14 protein-coding genes and 1 other RNA gene are annotated in these 16998 nt (G+C 43.4%); 13 read left to right on the top strand and 2 right to left on the bottom strand.

The genetic code is table 11. The annotated features are described in order from the left end of the window. Window positions 1-45: 45 nt before the first annotated feature. The 3 genes from LX99_RS06805 (at window position 46) to LX99_RS06795 (ending at window position 5666) form a co-directional block, all read left to right on the top strand. Window positions 46-1227, top strand: coding sequence for an acyl-CoA dehydrogenase family protein (locus LX99_RS06805; RefSeq protein WP_109607590.1), 1182 nt, complete (start codon window positions 46-48; stop codon window positions 1225-1227). Between the two features lie 93 nt (window positions 1228-1320). After that, window positions 1321-3435 (top strand): ATP-binding protein, encoded by a 2115-nt coding sequence (locus LX99_RS06800; protein WP_109607178.1) that lies wholly within the window; start codon window positions 1321-1323, stop codon window positions 3433-3435. A gap of 290 nt (window positions 3436-3725) precedes the next feature. After that, the gene (locus LX99_RS06795) at window positions 3726-5666 is read left to right on the top strand and encodes an ATP-binding protein (protein ID WP_170122650.1); all 1941 of its coding nucleotides are present in this window, start codon (window positions 3726-3728) and stop codon (window positions 5664-5666) included. A 36-nt stretch (window positions 5667-5702) separates the two neighbouring features. Here the strand turns inward: LX99_RS06795 and LX99_RS06790 are convergent, their stop codons facing one another. Further along, complete coding sequence (locus tag LX99_RS06790) at window positions 5703-7067, bottom strand: GH1 family beta-glucosidase (RefSeq protein WP_109607176.1); 1365 nt, start codon at window positions 7065-7067, stop codon at window positions 5703-5705. Window positions 7068-7359: 292 nt separating this feature from the next. Here LX99_RS06790 and LX99_RS06785 point away from each other — a divergent pair, with 292 nt between their 5' ends. From LX99_RS06785 to LX99_RS06745, 9 genes are all read left to right on the top strand, one after another. Further along, window positions 7360-7827 (top strand): DinB family protein, encoded by a 468-nt coding sequence (locus tag LX99_RS06785; RefSeq protein WP_109607175.1) that lies wholly within the window; start codon window positions 7360-7362, stop codon window positions 7825-7827. A 46-nt stretch (window positions 7828-7873) separates the two neighbouring features. Then, complete coding sequence (locus LX99_RS06780; RefSeq protein ID WP_022830866.1) at window positions 7874-8284, top strand: lipoprotein; 411 nt, start codon at window positions 7874-7876, stop codon at window positions 8282-8284. After that, complete coding sequence (locus LX99_RS06775; RefSeq protein WP_109607174.1) at window positions 8284-8937, top strand: SCO family protein; 654 nt, start codon at window positions 8284-8286, stop codon at window positions 8935-8937. The genes LX99_RS06780 and LX99_RS06775 overlap by 1 nt, the downstream gene beginning before the upstream one ends. Further along, window positions 8934-9350 carry a c-type cytochrome gene (locus LX99_RS06770; RefSeq protein WP_109607173.1) on the top strand — a complete coding sequence of 139 codons (417 nt, stop codon included), beginning with the start codon at window positions 8934-8936 and terminating at the stop codon, window positions 9348-9350. Before LX99_RS06775 ends, LX99_RS06770 begins: the two co-directional genes overlap by 4 nt. Window positions 9351-9352: 2 nt before the next feature. After that, entirely contained in the window at window positions 9353-9805 is a 453-nt protein-coding gene (locus LX99_RS06765; RefSeq protein WP_022830869.1) for a hypothetical protein, read from the top strand. Window positions 9806-9836: 31 nt separating this feature from the next. Further along, window positions 9837-10221: RNase P RNA component class A (rnpB, locus tag LX99_RS06760), an RNA gene on the top strand. Window positions 10222-10400: 179 nt separating this feature from the next. Beyond that, window positions 10401-11786: a sigma-54-dependent transcriptional regulator gene (locus LX99_RS06755; RefSeq protein WP_109607172.1), complete on the top strand. Its 1386-nt coding sequence runs from the start codon at window positions 10401-10403 to the stop codon at window positions 11784-11786. A gap of 99 nt (window positions 11787-11885) precedes the next feature. Continuing rightward, on the top strand, window positions 11886-12362 hold the full coding sequence (locus LX99_RS06750) for a hypothetical protein (RefSeq protein WP_109607171.1): 477 nt from the start codon (window positions 11886-11888) through the stop codon (window positions 12360-12362). A gap of 146 nt (window positions 12363-12508) precedes the next feature. Further along, entirely contained in the window at window positions 12509-14134 is a 1626-nt protein-coding gene (locus tag LX99_RS06745; protein WP_109607170.1) for a hypothetical protein, read from the top strand. Here the strand turns inward: LX99_RS06745 and LX99_RS06740 are convergent. Next, complete coding sequence (locus tag LX99_RS06740) at window positions 14131-14997, bottom strand: fructosamine kinase family protein (RefSeq protein ID WP_109607169.1); 867 nt, start codon at window positions 14995-14997, stop codon at window positions 14131-14133. The two genes, LX99_RS06745 and LX99_RS06740, sit on opposite strands and share 4 nt — an antisense overlap. A 93-nt stretch (window positions 14998-15090) precedes the next feature. On the opposite strand from LX99_RS06740, the gene lepA reads away from it, so the two are divergent. Next, window positions 15091-16878 (top strand): translation elongation factor 4, encoded by a 1788-nt coding sequence (gene lepA / locus LX99_RS06735; protein ID WP_109607168.1) that lies wholly within the window; start codon window positions 15091-15093, stop codon window positions 16876-16878. Window positions 16879-16998: the final 120 nt, after the last annotated feature.

Below are 16998 nucleotides of genomic sequence, written 5' to 3'. Positions count from 1 at the left end.
TACCACTAACAAATCCGTTATATTTGCTTACCAACTATAATGATTATGGCGAAGAAAGATCTGTATGAGGCCCCCGATTATTACCTGTTAGATGAACTCCTTACCGACGAACATAAGCTGATCCGTGCCTCGGTACGCGATTGGGTAAAGAAAGAATTAAGCCCAATTATTGAAGATTATGCCCAGCGCGCCGAATTTCCATCGCAATTATTAAGAGGCATAGCCGAAATTGGCGCTTTTGGGCCCACTATACCGGCTGAATACGGAGGCGCAGGCCTGGATTACATATCCTATGGTATTATTATGCAGGAGCTTGAACGCGGCGATTCGGGCATACGCTCAACAGCATCGGTACAGGGATCGTTGGTGATGTACCCCATTTATACTTACGGCAGTGAAGACCAGCGTAAAAAATACCTGCCCAAACTGGCTACCGGCGAACTGATGGGCTGCTTTGGCCTTACCGAACCAGATCACGGATCAAACCCCGGCGGCATGACCACCAATATTAAAGATGCCGGCGATCATTACATTTTAAACGGCGCTAAAATGTGGATCTCGAACTCGCCATTTGCTGATATAGCTGTTGTTTGGGCCAAAGATGAAGAAGGCAAAATCAGGGGACTTATTGTTGAACGTGGTATGGAGGGGTTCAGCACCCCGGCTACACATAACAAATGGTCGTTACGCGCTTCGGCTACCGGCGAATTGGTTTTTGATAACGTTAAAGTACCAAAAGAAAACATCTTTCCGAATGTCGCCGGCATTAAAGGTCCGCTGGGTTGTTTAAACCAGGCGCGTTACGGCATTGCCTGGGGGGCTTTGGGCGCAGCTATGGATTGTTACGACACAGCCCTTCGTTATGCTAAAGAGCGCGAACAATTTGGCCGCCCCATAGCTGGATTTCAGCTTCAGCAAAAAAAACTGGCCGAAATGATAACCGAAATTACCAAGGGCCAATTAATGGTTTGGCGACTGGGCACCTTGAAAAATGAAAACCGTGCCACCCCTGCCCAGATCTCTATGGCTAAACGGAACAGCGTTGAAACAGCCATCACCATAGCGCGGGAGGCCAGGCAAATACTTGGCGGCATGGGGATAACCGGCGAATACCCCATTATGCGGCACATGATGAACCTTGAATCGGTAATTACTTACGAGGGTACGCATGATATACACCTGCTGATAACCGGCATGGATATTACAGGCCTTGATGCTTTTAAGTAACATACAATCCACCCAATTTAATTATTCCAACAATACCATCTTAACTATTGTTTATCGCTATAAATTATTGTTCGAACCAGGCCCGGATGCTATATGTGTATTGATGTACAGTTAACGTTTTCGCGCCCCAATCGCTTAAACCAATTTAAACTTCTTTTACGTAAGCGGGCTTACCTGTTGGCCGCGGCATTGCTGCTGCTTTTCAATTCGTGTACTAACAAGGTTGCCGATACGGGCGAGTACTCACCGAAGTTCAAACCGGTATATGATACCGTAACGCTTTACAACACTACCTGGAAAAATCCGCGTCGCGCTATTCAGTACCTTGATTCGACCTACAGATACGTAAAAGATCCTTTTATTGCCGACCGGTTTCGTTATTACGCTTTTCATTTTCTTTATAACCGTAAAGAACTTAAAGATCCCAAAACAGCCATAATTTATGCCGACAGCATGATAATGATGGCCAAAAAAAGCATAACCCAAAAGCAATACGAGGTACAATACGCCGAGGCAAGCTTCGCAACCGGCGATGCCTATGCCGACCTGCAGCAGTACGGCGACGCTTATAAGTTTTTTTACCAGGGATATTACATCGGTAAAAATACTCTGGACGATGCTATACTTGCCGAATATACTTACCGTATGGGCATGATGCTGTTTAAACAGGGGCATTATCGCGAAGCAGCCAATTATTTTAAATTAAGCTATAAACAAAGCTTTGCTTATAGAGATGATTTCAGGGCCTTTTATCAGCGCCAGGAATTGCTGGATAATATTGGCGAAAGCTATAAAAACAGCGGCGACATTGACAGCGCCAAACTATATTTCCAAAAAACCCTTGATTTTATTGACATGAATTCGCGGCGCTATGGCAGCGACCCGGAAAAGTTAAACATAGCCCGCGGTGTTGTTTATGGAAACATGGGCGACCTGGCCTTTAATATCAATGATTACCCCAGGGCCGAACAGTTATTAAAGAAAAGTATAGCTATCAACCTCCGCCCCCATAACGATAACAGCGACGCGCAATTAACAGAAATAAAGCTTGCCCGCCTTTATCTGAAAAACAACCGCATAAACGACCTCTTCAAAATATTACAAGCCCTGCGTAACCAGCTCGATACACTTAAAAACGAAGAAGCGGAAACGAATTGGAACAAATTGATGAGCAGCTACTACATTCATCAAAATGACAATCAGAACGCGCTTTATTATTTAAAAAACTACTCGGCTTTAAAAGATTCGCTGGCAAAAAGAACATTATCATTAAAACGGACAGACATTAACCAGCAACAGGCCAGCCTTGATAAGCAGGACCAGATCGAAAACCTACGCGATCATAATACCTTGCAACTCATTTATATTTACCTGGCTGTTTTATTCTCGGTAATGGCTGTCATTATTATCTTCCTGGTATTCCGAAACCTTAAACGTTCAAAACAGGACGTTATCGCTGTAAAGAAATTGAACGACCAGATCAGGATGCAACAAAAAGAGCTTGAAAATACGCTTGAGGAATTAAACGAGGGAAGCCGCGAAAAAGACCGTATTTTACGCGCGGTTGCTCACGACCTGCGAAATCCTTTAGGTGGAATAGCCTCATTATCAACAGCGATGGCCGACCCTGGGAATACAGAGGAGCAAAAGAACCTGATTAACCTTGTTAGAGATACATCATTTAACTCGCTGGAGTTGATTAATGAAATTTTAGAGGCCGCCAACACCGCTACATCAACCTTTAACAAAGAGTGGGTTGAAATTAACAGCCTGGTAAGCAACAGTATTGAACTTTTACGGTTTAAAGCGGCCGAAAAAAAGCAGGAAATTATACTATTGCCACTCCTAACCCCTGCAGAGCTCTATATCAATCGCGAAAAAATATGGCGGGTAATGAGTAACCTAATCAGTAACGCCATCAAGTTTAGCCCCAAAGGTTCAGTGATCAATGTGCGTGTTACCTCAAATGGCGATGGTATTGAAATATGCGTTGAAGACCACGGCATAGGCATTCCGAATGGTTTACAAAAGCAGGTGTTCAATATGTTTACCGATGCCAGGCGTTCAGGTACAGACGGTGAAAAATCCTTTGGCTTGGGTTTGTCTATTTGCAGGCAGATAGTTGAAAAACATAATGGAAAAATCTGGCTAAAAAGCGACGAAAATAAAGGTTCGAGCTTTCATATTTATCTTCCCCGCGAAACTTAAATTGATTCGAAGCGGCAAATCGAAAAAAAATTTCACTAAAGAAAATAAATTAACAATATTATCAGAAAAGTCCGTGAAATTTTTAAAATTATCTTTAGCTTGACACTGTTTTAACACGCCGCTATCCCTGCCCTAATTTATTTTTTTCAATGCTGATAAACAGAGGCTTCGTATCGAAATGTATATTCAGTAATTTATGGATATGCCTATTCGCTGCCTCTTTGTTTTTATGCATAACCGGCTGCCAAAAACAGCATAAGGGCCATTTATCTTCATCCGCCTATAACCGCGTGGCCGATACAGCCAATAAAATGTACTATGCCGGGCGCAAGCAACAAGCGGTGCGCTACCTTGATTCGGCCTTTCACCGTTCAACCGGGCTTGGCTTCAAACAGGTTTATGATTACTATTTTTTTGTTTACAACTACGCGCTTTATGTAAAAAATGATCATGAAATGGCTATGCTGTATGCCGACAGCATGCTCAGTATTTTTGATACTCCCGAAAAAAAATTAAAATTCACCACCGAATACGGACAGGCGCACCTATCCAAAGGCGATGTTTTGTTTGAGTTGCACCGTTACAACGAAGCATACAGCAATTTTTACAGCGGCAAAGTAATTGCCGCCAATAACCTTGATAATTGTACCCTCGGCGATTACAGTTACCGCCTCGGCATGATCCTATACAAACAGGAGCATTACGGCCGCGCCGCGGGCTTTTTCAAAAAAAGCTTTGATGAAACAACATCCTGCGATGCCGACTTCAACTATTTTTACCGGCGCCAGGAATTACTGAACAACATTGCCCTCTGTTACAGTAAAAACAAAATGAACGATAGCGCCATGTACTTTTACCGGGAAACGCTTAGCTATTTAGAAAAAAACAAAAACCGGTTTAAAGATAAACCGCAAATGGGTGAAGTTGCGCAGGGGGTTGTTTACGGTAATATGGCTGATGTTTACATCAGGCAATCAGATTTCGATAAAGCAAAGGAGCTACTTAAAAAAAGTATATCCATTAATCTTCGCGAAGGGAATGATAACACTGACGCGCAATACGCTGAACTAAAACTTGCCGCGATATACGATAACCAAAATGCCAACGACTCGTTATTAAATATTCTTAATACGATTCAGCTTCAGTTTGACAGCGTTAAGAGCCTTTATGCCGAGCAGGACTGGAACCTGTTCATGTCACATTATTTTTCAAAGCAAAATAATTATGCCCAGGCTTTGATGCATTTTAAACTGTATGATAAGTTTAAAGACAGCATCAGAAACAACAACCGTAAATTAAAAGAAGACGATGTTGCCGAGGAGGTTAGGAGCCTTGAAAAAGACAACGAATTTAACAACCTGAAAAAGAATAATGAGTTGCAGCACCTGTACTTAAATGTAACCGGCGTGTTTGCAATCATGCTTATCATAATTATTTCGTTGTTTTTTTTCAACTGGCAAAAATCAAAAAATAACATTAAAGTGCTGGATCAGCTTAACAGCCGGATTTATAACCAGAATCGCGAAATGGAAAAAGCCCTGGCCGAGTTACAGGTTAACAGCCAGGAAAAAGACCGCATATTACGTGCTGTAGCGCATGATTTACGTAACCCCATAGGCGGTATAGCCTCGCTTACCGGCGTTATGGCCGACGAAAACTTTAATCCTGAACAGCAGGAGCTGATCAACCTGATCAGGGAAACATCAATTAATTCGATGGAGCTGATCAATGAAATATTGGAAGCAACCAATTCAACATCTGTATTATTAAACAAGGAGCCTGTTGAAATTAACGCGCTGCTCAGTAATAGTACCGAACTGCTTCGTTTTAAAGCGGCTGAAAAACACCAGGTCATTAGCCTGATCACCCTACCCCGGCCACTGCAGATCTGTATCAGCCGCGAAAAAATATGGCGGGTTATCAGCAACCTCATCAGTAATGCTATCAAATTCAGTCCGGAGGGCTCTGCTATTTTGGTTAAGGCCGAAGAAACCGAACAGGAAGTTAAAATATCAGTGAAAGATAACGGGATTGGCATTCCTGATAAACTTAAAAACCAGGTTTTTAACATGTTTACCGATGCTAAACGCCCCGGCACATCCGGCGAAAAATCATTTGGCCTCGGTTTATCCATCAGCCAGCAAATTGTAGAGAAGCACGGCGGTCGCATCTGGTTTGATAGTGACACCGAAAATGGTACTACTTTTTATTTTACCCTGCCTAAACAATAGCGGCAAATCAAATGTGCCGGCTGTAAGGTTTATCCCCTATCGCCCGCTTAAAAACTCCCCATACCAGCGGCCCGAAGCTTTAACGGTTCGCTTTTGCGTACGATGATCAACATGGATCAGCCCAAACCGTGGGTGATAACCTTCTGCCCATTCAAAATTATCGGTGAGAGTCCAAACAAAATAGCCTTTAACCTTGCTGCCTTCCTCTTTAGCTTTTAAAACCTGCGCAAGGTAGCTTTGAAGATATTGAAGCCTTTGAGGATCGTTCACTTCTCCATCAATAACACTATCCGGAAAAGCGGAACCATTTTCGGTTATGATGATTTTTTTTACACCCGGATAAGCATCGTATTTCTTGATCATATGATAAATAGAAGGCGGATAAACCTCCCATCGCATGGCGGTGAGTTCTACTCCCCTTTTTTCGGCCTTTACCATGCTGGCCTGTATATAAGGTGTAAAAAACGAATGTTTTACTATTTCGCGGGTATAGTTCTGGATGCCTATAAAATCAAAATCAAATTGCAATTTATCCTCATCTCCCGGGTGAAAATATTTTTTCAGGTCGCGGAGCGCGGGTAAATCGGCTATAGGGTAACCCATGCCCAGTAAAGGCTCAATATACAGGCGGTTAATCAGGGCATCGGCCCTTACGGCTGCGGCAACGTCGCGTGGCTTGTTGGTATAAGGTTCAATTTGCGAGCATGAAAAAGTGGTGCCTATTTGTGCCGATGCAGGCAGTAACCGGCGTAAAATCCTGCCCCCCTCGGCAATGCTCAGCGTAACATGGTGTATGGCAGGTGTAAAGTTTTTCATGCCACTGCGACCTGGCGCATGGATGCCGAAAAAATAGCCCGCACCGGTAAAAACAACCGGCTCATTCATCACCATCCAATGTTTTACCCTATCGCCAAAGTTTTGGGCGCAAATGGCAATAAACTCACTAAACCAGCTTACAGATTCGCGGTTTGTCCAACCGCCCTTTAAATCAAGCACATGGGGTAAATCCCAGTGATAAACGGTAAGCCAGGGCTCAATTCCCTGCTTGATGCAGTAATTGATAACCCGGTTATAATAATCAATTCCGGCCTGATTTATGCGGCCCGTACCGTCGGGTAAAATCCGTGTCCAGGATATAGAAAAACGAAAGTTAGGGATATTAAGTTGTTTGATGAGGTCGATATCCTGCTCGTACCTGTTGTAAAAATCGCAGGCTTCAATGGCATGATCGCCGTTAAGGATTTTGCCTTTTTTAGCAGTAAATACATCCCATACAGATAATCCTTTACCATCAGCGTCGTGCGCGCCTTCAACCTGGAATGCCGCGGTGGATACCCCCCATTCAAAGTCGCTGCCAAAAAGTTGTTTACTTAATTTTATTTCCGCGTCAGTCAGTTCCATCAATTTGAGCTAAAAAGCCCAAAAGTGCAATTATATTTATAAATGAAAAACTATAAATGATTAATGTATGAACGAAGATCGCATACTTTTAAGCATCATCCACTGACGGAAGCCGGTGATCAATTTTGAAATATTGAAGATGAATTTCATAACATTGCCTTTTAGATATATAAAGGTAACCAGCGGATGTTTGCTAAATATAACAAACATGTTATATAATTGTTAACCACGCTATTTCATCCATCCTATTGCAAAACCGTTATTAAAGGATCTTTGCTATTTTTGCTGATATATGAAAGCCTATTTTGTTAAACTGTTTGGCTATAACCAATTTGCCACCAACCAGATATTGGAGACCATGGCCGCCAATGGCGCACCCGGCGCCACGCTGAAACTCATGACGCATTTGCTCGCTGCCGAACTGATTTGGCTGGAAAGGTGCCAACTTATTGCCCCTACCATGACAACACCATGGCCCGCGCCCTTATCCCTGGAGCAATGCAGACAAACGGCAGAGACTCGGCATAAGGCATGGCTTGAATTTCTGAACGGCTTAAGGACGGAGGATTTTGATCATGTTATTCCGTATGAAACATTCAGCGGTGTTAAACATGAAAACCTGCTGAGCGAAATTATCACCCACGTAATTAACCACGGTACACATACCAGGGCGCAAATTGGGCAGCAGCTTAAATTTGAAGGTGCCGAAACTTTGCCCTTAACTGATTATAGTTATTACTTACGCCTGTTAAACAACTAAACATTTAGCATATTTGCAGGGTACATCCCAACCTACCGTTAAAAATATGAAAAAAATACTTTTGGCACTTTTTGCCGCCGTGGCTTTAACCGCCTGCAACGATACAAAAAAACAAGAAAAAGAACTTTTAAACCAGGTAATTACCATACACGATAAGGTAATGGCCGGCGACGAAGAACTGATGAAAAATAAAATGCTGCTGGATAGCCTTGTTAAACATCCTTCGCCTAAAATTAACCAGGATACCGCCAAAGCCTACCTCAAACAAATTAACGATGCCGACAATGCCATGAGCGACTGGATGCATCATTTTGATGCTGAAAACAAAGGCAAATCTCACCAGGAGATCATGAACTACCTGGATGAGCAAAAAAAACTCATCATTAAAATTGATACGCAAATTGCCGCCGCGGTGGCTGGTTCAACTAAATATATTACCCAAATACCGGCAAAATAATGAATAAATTATGGACAGGCTTTATAGCCTTAATTATTTTTAACGGCTGTAAATCAAACAATGGCGGGGGTACCGCGCTACCGATATTAGGCAATAAAGCAACCGTTACCAAAAAGGTTAATGGTAAAGCCGTAACCGACACCGAGTATGCCACTATACCGGCATTTAAATTTGTAAATCAATATGGCGACACCATTACGCAGAAGAGCCTTGATGGCAAAATTTACGTTGCCGATTTCTTTTTTACCACCTGCCCTTCCATTTGCCCAAAAATGCATGCCAATATGCTGAATGTATATAAGGAGTTTAAGGCCGATGCCAACTTCAGGATCATATCGCACACCATCGATCCTAAATACGATACCGTGCCGGTTTTAAAACGTTATGCCGATAAGCTTGGCATTACAGGTAACACCTGGTGGCTGCTGCACGGCGAAAAAGGCGATACCTATAAAATATCCAAAAGCTATCTGCAAAGCGTATCCGAAAAAAACCCGAAAGGCGAGTACATCCATGATGGCTTTTTTATCCTGATTGATAAGCAAAAACGCATCCGCGGTAGCTATGAAGGTACCGACCCTGCCGAGGTTACCAAACTCATAGCCGATATTAAAACCCTTAAAGCAGAACCTGATCAAATCAATTTTAAATGAAATTAAGGATTATCGGCTTAATTGCAGGCGCCGTGCTCATTTTAGCGGCATCCTGCCAAAGCGAGCAGGAAATGGAATTTGCCCGTTATTACTCGGCCGGGAGCCTGGTTTACCAGCAGCATTGCCAAAACTGTCACGGCGATAAAGGCCAGGGGCTGCAAATTCTTATCCCGCCGCTTACCGACTCCGTTTTTTTAAAAAACAACAAAACCAAACTGGCCTGCTTTGTTAAAAACGGCCTGGAAGGGAAAATTACCATTAACGGCCGCGTTTTTGACGATCAGATGCAGGGCGATGACCTCTCACCGCTCGAAATCGCCAAGGTGCTTACTTACATAGCCAATTCGTATGGCAATAAGTTGGGCACTATTACTCTGCAGCAGGTGCAGAATGATTTAAAAACCTGCGAATAAGTATGGGTACTTATAATAGCATTTTATTATACAAAAGTTTCAATATTCCTGTTTCTTTTGATGTTGCAACAATGGCTTTATTATCTTATAATAAAAGTGAATTCAACATTGAAAAAACAGGCAATAGTGAATATAAATTACTGTCGCACTTTTCGTTTGGAGTTGGAAAAATGGGAGCAAAAAGGCTTGAAGGCATAAACCTTCAATTACAACTAAAAGCTATTAACGACACAACAACCGAAATTACGTTAGAAAGCTCTCTGCGCCCGGAGTTGATTATCATTTCAATAATAACACCATTTGCAATCTGGAGCATTCTAAACAATTCAACACAAGTACCGCATTGGATAGCTGCACTGTTCCCGATAGCTATAATTTGGTTTTGGTTAGTATACAGATTCCAGGAACAGCGGCTCGCTTTAAAAACCGAACGATACCTGATGTCGCTTTCATAATGGCTATTCTTTAATTATTCCCTATCTTTACCCCGCAAAACGTTCTATCGCTGCCAGCTTGTATGGCGGAGGAAAGTCCGGGCAACATAGAGCATCCTGCTTCCTAACGGGAAGGCGCCGGCAGCCGGCGACAGCAAAGTGCCACAGAGAAAATACCGCCCGCTTAGGTGGGTAAGGGTGAAAACGTGAGGTAAGAGCTCACGGCATAACCGGGCGACCGGCTATGACGGTAAACCTCAGGAGTTGAAAAACCAAATAGGTCCCGAAAGCGGAGTTGCTCGCTCCCGTATTGGCCGCAAGGTTAATCGTTGGGATGGGTAGGTTGTTTAAACCTGTTAGTGATAACAGGGCCAGATAAATGATAGAAGTTGCCTTTTGGGGCAATACAGAACCCGGCTTACAGGTTTGCTGCTGTATTACCCCTTGCTGTAAAGCAAGGGGTTTTTTTGTTACATGGCGATATTGAAAAAAAATGAAAAAACATGCAAACATTTACGCCTTTCAAACCTTTTAAAGCACATTAAAAGTGTTTGTTTTTCTATACAAAACCTATATATTAGCGGTTAACACAACTACCTGGATTTAAATATAAAACATGGCTAAAATTTTAATAATAGATGATGAGCGGTCCATCCGTAACACGCTTCGCGAAATATTGGAGTATGAGGATTATGAAGTTGAAGATGTAGATAACGGCGTTGACGGTTTACAGCTTATTGAAAAAAAGGATTACGATCTGGTACTTTGCGATATCAAAATGAACCGCATGGATGGCATGGAGGTATTAACCGAAGGCCTTGCCATTAAACCCGATTTGCCATTTATCATGATATCCGGCCACGGCACTGTTGAAACAGCCGTTGAAGCCAGTAAAAAGGGCGCCTTCGATTTCATATCGAAACCACCTGATCTGAACCGCCTGCTCATCACTGTCCGCAATGCGCTGGACAGAGGAAGTCTGGTTGTTGAAGCCAAAGTTTTAAAACGCAAGGTTTCTAAAGTTCGTCCCATTTTAGGCGAATCGCAGGCTATTATTAAAATAAAAGAAACGATAGACAGGGTGGCCCCTACCGATGCCCGTGTGCTGGTAACCGGCGCTAACGGCAGCGGAAAAGAGTTGGTGGCCCGTTGGCTGCATGAAAAATCGCACCGTTCCGGGGCTCCTATTATCGAGGTAAACTGCGCCGCTATACCTTCAGAACTTATTGAAAGCGAATTGTTCGGTCACGAAAAGGGATCGTTTACGTCGGCAATCAAACAAAGGATAGGCAAATTTGAATCGGCAAATGGCGGCACCTTATTTTTGGATGAGATTGGCGACATGAGCCAATCGGCACAAGCCAAAGTTTTACGTGCGCTGCAGGAAAATAAAATCACCCGCGTGGGCGGCGAAAAAGAAATAGATGTAGACGTGCGCGTTGTGGCGGCAACTAATAAAGATCTGCTTAAAGAAATTGAGGCCGGCAACTTCAGGATGGACTTATACCACCGCCTGAGCGTGATCCTGATCCACGTACCACCGCTGGTTGAGCGAAAAGATGATATACCGCTGTTAACACAGGCCTTTCTTAATGAAATATGCAGTGAATACGGCATGCCGGTTAAAAAAATCTCGGATGCCGCGCTTGAAGCGTTAAAAGCATTACCATGGACGGGGAACATCCGCGAGTTACGCAATATGGTTGAGCGCTTAATTATTTTGAGCGATAAGATCATTACCGACAGCGATGTTAAAGCCTTTGCCAACCCCTCGGCCCCTGTGGCCGTTACTGCCGGCGAAGCATCGGCTGCCGCCCCCCAAACGGATTTTGACAAGTTCAATAACTTCCAGGAATATAAAGATTATGCCGAGCGTGAGTATATCAAGTTTAAACTTGAAAAAAACAACTGGAACGTATCCAAAACGGCTGATGATATCGATATTCAGCGAAGCCACCTCTATAGTAAAATAGAAAAATTTGGATTGAAACGCGGGGAGTAAAAGTAACTTTTGAAATTATTTTAAAAAGCATGGGCAAAAATACTTGTTCATGCTTTTTTTTATGCTATCATTGTATATCCAATAACCTTTATTAACAGCATGAAAACCTATTACTTAGCATCATTTTTAATGTTGCTTTCGGCGGCCTGCAGCAACCCGTCCAAGCAAGTTACAGAAGCACCCAAAAAAACCAAAACGCTCGACGGTACCTGGCACCTCATTTCCAGCAAAAGCATTCAGAAAGGGGATACAACCATAACCACTCCCCCCAAAGACCAGGAGATGCTTAAAATGTTTAACGCTACTAACTTCGCTTTTTTCACGCACGATCTGATGCATGGCCAAACAGCTAAACCCTTTTATTCTTCAGGGGCAGGTACCTATACCCTTAATGGCGATGACTATACCGAGCACCTCGCCTACTGTGATGCCCGCAGCTGGGAAAACCGCGATTTTAAATTTAAACTTACCGTTAGTAATGATACCCTGGTGCAAAAAGGCATTGAAAAAATTGACAGCCTTAAAGTTGACCGTGAAATCATTGAGACTTATGTTAAGATAAATAAACGCGATTGAAATGTTTTTAAATAAGTCGCCCTTTATTTGAGAACGGAAATCGCCTTAGGGCACGATGTGTCTTGACCAATACCATCTCGTTGCAGTTTTTTGCTTTTAATAATCTTAATTAAATTGTAGCTTATCGGCAAAAATAAATACGAGGCATGGCTATCTTATTCCATTATAAAATCCTGGCAACCTTATCATTATTTAGCTTATCGCTTAACCGTTGCCACACATCGCCTGCAGATAGCCTTCAACCAAACGGCCACACTATTCCAAATAACAATGTTCTTTCATCGGCTCCCTCTGTAGTGCCCCTCAAAAACATGTTCGGCGTAAACGCTTACGAATGGAACTTTTTGCAGGATCCCGCTAATCCAAATCTTAAAAACACCATTTACGAAACCAACATGTCGCTTATTAAATCATTCAGCGGCGTGAGGCATTACCTTAATTGGGCGCGCATGGAACGAGAGGAAGGCAACTATACATTTAACCCAACGCACGAGGGCGGCTGGAACTATGATTTAATTTACACGCGCTGTAAACGTGACGGTATTTTAGTTTTGGCCGATATTAAAAATATTCCGCGTTGGTTGGTAGATACATATCCTAAAAACATGCAGGATCAGGATAATACACCGATTATTTACGAGGCTAACAAGGCCGATCCGGCAAGTTACATAGCACAGGCTAAATTGGCCTTTCAGTTTGCGGCACGTTACGGCTATAATAAAAATATAAGTCCCGAACTGGTTAGGGTAGATACAAGTAAACGCTGGCCGGCCGATCCGCGCAATGAGGTGAAGATAGGGTTGGAACTTATAAAATATGTTGAATGCGGAAACGAACAGGACAAGTGGTGGAAAGGCCCCGCGACAAAACAAACCGCAGAAGAATTTGCCGCTAACATGTCGGCATTTTATGATGGGCACATGGGTAAATTAGGTAAAGGAGCAGGCATAAAACAAGCCGACCCGTCCATGCAGGTAGTAATGGGGGGCTTAGCTACTGATGATGTGAATTTTGTAAAAAAGATGATAGAATGGTGCAGAAAGAACAGAGGTTACCGGCCTGACGGAAGCATTAATTTGTGCTTCGACGTAATAAACTATCATTACTATAGCAATAACGGCAATATTTTAAGCCACACTAAACCAACCACGGGCATGGCGCCGGAGTTATCTATGGCGGGCGATATTGCCGACGAGTTTGTGACACTTGCAAAATCGTTAAAAAAACCGGTGCCGGTTTGGGTAACCGAAGCCGGATACGATATTAACCAGGGTAGCTACCAGAAAGCACAGTACATAGGCAACAAAACGCCCCTTGAAACGCAGGGCGACTGGATTTTACGAACCTCGTTACTATACATGCGCCATGGTGTGCAGCGCCTGTTTTTTTACCAGCTTTTTGATGATACGCCTAATGCTGATGTACAATACGCCACATCGGGTCTTGCTGAAAACGGGAAGCGCCGCCCGGCTCTCGATTACATATTACAGGTAAATAAATTGCTGGGGGATTATAAATACTCGGGTACAATCAATGCCGATCCGCTGGTTGACCGATACGTATCAGGTTCAAAAACCATGTACATTTTGACCATACCCGATCAAAAGGCGCGAACTGCCGTTTATGTGCTTAATTTGGGTAAATCCAGGGCAAACATTTATACCTTAACAACAGGGGCCGACAACGCGGCCAAACAAACCGTTGTTACAAATAGCGGCAAGCTAAGCGTAAAGGTGTCTGAAACACCCCTTATTGTTGAACCCCTTAACTAAATAAAACCTGCGAGGTTTTCCCTTACCTGCCGGGCATACCCGCCGCCAAACAGGGTTACATGTACCAATAAAGGATAGAGGTTCCAAAGTTTAAGTCGCTGGCGCCACCCTGCTTGTAGTGGAAACGCTTCATGATAGGCCAGGTAAAAAGCGTTATCAAAACCGCCGAACAGCGTAGTCATTGCTATATCAAACTCGCGGTTACCATAACTCACCGCCGGATCTATGAGATATGGCTTACCCCCAACGCTGATCATATAGTTACCGCCCCAAAGGTCGCCATGAATAAGTGACGGGAGCTCTTCATCAAAAAGAGAAGGCAATTTTTTATAAAGTTCGTCAAACAGATGCACATCGGCTTTAGTAAGCTCTTGCTTATCAAACCCAATTTTAACCATGGGCTGCAGGCGCTCTTCAATAAAAAATTTGCTCCAGGTATGGTGGCGCTTATTGCTTTGATGCAATGAGCCCATGTAATTGTCGGTATCAAATCCAAACATGGCAGCAGTGCAGCGATGCATTTGTGCAAGTTGTATTCCTAAGTCCGTGGATGAATGCTTTGAAGGTTGCACGGTGTTAATCCATTCCATCAACAGGAAGCTCTCATCTTCTGTTTCTCCGCCCCAAAAAACATCAGGTACAGCGATGGTTTCAGTAGCCTTGATAGCAGCTAAGCCTTCTGCTTCGCGTTTAAACATTTCCGGATATTTATACCTGTTATTTATTTTGATGAGATAATCCCTATCGGAAGCTTGTAAACGATAAACCTCGTTAATATCGCCGCCACTAACCTGGTGAACCGCGTTGATATCTACGTTTAATTTTCGTTTTACAGCATTAATAACACCGGCAGATACTGACATTTTAAAATAGTAGGTTTTAAAATAGATATTTCAAAATAGTTAATTTATTAGCTCCTGCAAATTATCAGTTTAAAAACCTATTTTTGCGGTTCAATGGAGCACATTCGTAATTTTTGTATCATAGCACATATTGACCACGGTAAAAGCACACTTGCCGACAGGTTATTAGAATATACCAACACCATTACCCAGCGCGAATCGCAGGCGCAGTTGCTTGACGATATGGATTTGGAGCGCGAGCGCGGTATTACCATAAAAAGTCATGCCATCCAGATGGATTATGAGCTGGACGGACAAAAATACGTGCTCAACCTGATCGATACGCCCGGACACGTAGATTTTTCGTACGAGGTATCACGCTCGATAGCTGCCTGCGAAGGGGCTTTATTGATTGTTGATGCTGCACAGGGCATCCAGGCTCAAACCATCTCCAATTTGTACCTCGCCCTGGAAAACGACCTTGAAATTATCCCGATCCTCAATAAAATGGACCTTCCCGGCGCTATGCCCGAGGAAGTAAAAGACCAGATTGTTGACCTGATTGGCTGCAAGCGTGATGAAATTATTGCCGCATCGGGTAAAACGGGCATGGGCGTACATGATATATTACGTGCCATTGTTGAACGTGTACCCGCACCGGTTGGCGATCCGGAAGCGCCGCTGCAAGCACTGATCTTCGATTCGGTTTTCAACTCCTTCCGTGGCATTATAGCCTACTTTAAAGTGGTTAACGGCGAGATCCGCAAAGGCGATAAGGTAAAATTCGTGGCAACCGAAAAGCAGTATCTCGCTGATGAGGTGGGTACGCTGAAACTTCGCCCGCAGGCTAAGGACGTAATTAAAACCGGCGATGTTGGTTATATTATCTCGGGCATTAAAGAAGCCAAAGAGGTAAAGGTAGGTGATACTATTACCAAAGTTGATCGCCCTTGCGAAGAAGGCATCCAGGGTTTTGAAGAGGTAAAACCGATGGTATTTGCCGGTATTTATCCTGTTGATACCGAAGACTTTGAAGAATTGCGCGAATCGATGGCTAAACTACAGCTAAACGACGCGTCGCTGGTTTTTGAACCGGAATCGTCGGCTGCTTTGGGCTTCGGTTTCCGTTGCGGTTTCCTGGGCATGCTGCATATGGAAATTATCCAGGAGCGTTTGGAGCGTGAGTTTAACATGACGGTAATTACCACGGTTCCCAACGTATCATACATGGCGCATACCACCAAGGGCGATGCACTGATTGTAAATAACCCTTCAGATTTACCGGATCCATCGAAGATAGATTATGTGGAAGAACCTTACATTAAGGCCACCATCATTACCAAATCAGAGTTTGTTGGTCCGGTTATGTCGCTTTGTATCCAGAAACGCGGCACCATCACCAATCAATCGTACCTCACATCCGAGCGTGTTGAATTAATATTCGAGATGCCGATGGGCGAAATTGTATTTGATTTTTACGATAAGCTGAAAACCATTTCAAAGGGTTACGCCTCGTTTGATTATCACCAGATTGGTTACCGCCAGTCGGATTTGGTAAAGCTGGATATCCGGCTGAACAGCGAGCCTGTGGACGCTTTATCATCATTGATCTTCCGCGGCAATTCATACGATTTCGGTAAAAAGATCTGCGAAAAACTGAAGGAGCTTTTGCCCCGCCAGCAATTCGAGATCATTATCCAGGCCTCTATCGGCGCCAAGATCATTGCCCGCGAAACCGTTAAAGCCTTACGTAAAGACGTTACCGCCAAATGTTACGGCGGTGATATCTCGCGTAAACGTAAATTATTAGAGAAACAGAAACAAGGTAAAAAACGCATGCGCCAGGTGGGTAACGTAGAGATCCCGCAATCGGCGTTTATGGCAGTTTTGAAGTTGGATTAAGCCCCCGGCTCCCTGAAGGATGCGTTAAAGGGCAAAAAATATATTGGAGATTAAGTATCGGGTAGTTACATATTATACCTTCAGAGGGCTTGTTAAAAGTGTTCACTTAGGAGACTTTGT

The sequence above is a fragment of the Mucilaginibacter oryzae genome (genome assembly GCF_003148845.1).
GTDB lineage: Bacteria > Bacteroidota > Bacteroidia > Sphingobacteriales > Sphingobacteriaceae > Mucilaginibacter > Mucilaginibacter oryzae.
This window is presented reverse-complemented; position numbering and strand designations above follow the sequence as displayed.

Excerpts from the sequence above, each read along its gene's own strand:
- LX99_RS06745 (WP_109607170.1), top strand. The coding sequence starts at position 12,509 with ATGGCTATCTTATTCCATTATAAAATCCTGGCAACCTTATCATTATTT.
- LX99_RS06780 (WP_022830866.1), top strand. The coding sequence starts at position 7,874 with ATGAAAAAAATACTTTTGGCACTTTTTGCCGCCGTGGCTTTAACCGCC.
- LX99_RS06805 (WP_109607590.1), top strand. The coding sequence starts at position 46 with ATGGCGAAGAAAGATCTGTATGAGGCCCCCGATTATTACCTGTTAGAT.
- lepA (WP_109607168.1), top strand. The coding sequence starts at position 15,091 with ATGGAGCACATTCGTAATTTTTGTATCATAGCACATATTGACCACGGT.
- LX99_RS06770 (WP_109607173.1), top strand. The coding sequence starts at position 8,934 with ATGAAATTAAGGATTATCGGCTTAATTGCAGGCGCCGTGCTCATTTTA.
- LX99_RS06800 (WP_109607178.1), top strand. The coding sequence starts at position 1,321 with ATGTGTATTGATGTACAGTTAACGTTTTCGCGCCCCAATCGCTTAAAC.
- LX99_RS06790 (WP_109607176.1), bottom strand. The coding sequence starts at position 7,067 with ATGGAACTGACTGACGCGGAAATAAAATTAAGTAAACAACTTTTTGGC.
- LX99_RS06740 (WP_109607169.1), bottom strand. The coding sequence starts at position 14,997 with ATGTCAGTATCTGCCGGTGTTATTAATGCTGTAAAACGAAAATTAAAC.
- LX99_RS06750 (WP_109607171.1), top strand. The coding sequence starts at position 11,886 with ATGAAAACCTATTACTTAGCATCATTTTTAATGTTGCTTTCGGCGGCC.
- LX99_RS06755 (WP_109607172.1), top strand. The coding sequence starts at position 10,401 with ATGGCTAAAATTTTAATAATAGATGATGAGCGGTCCATCCGTAACACG.
- LX99_RS06785 (WP_109607175.1), top strand. The coding sequence starts at position 7,360 with ATGAAAGCCTATTTTGTTAAACTGTTTGGCTATAACCAATTTGCCACC.
- LX99_RS06765 (WP_022830869.1), top strand. The coding sequence starts at position 9,353 with ATGGGTACTTATAATAGCATTTTATTATACAAAAGTTTCAATATTCCT.
- LX99_RS06775 (WP_109607174.1), top strand. The coding sequence starts at position 8,284 with ATGAATAAATTATGGACAGGCTTTATAGCCTTAATTATTTTTAACGGC.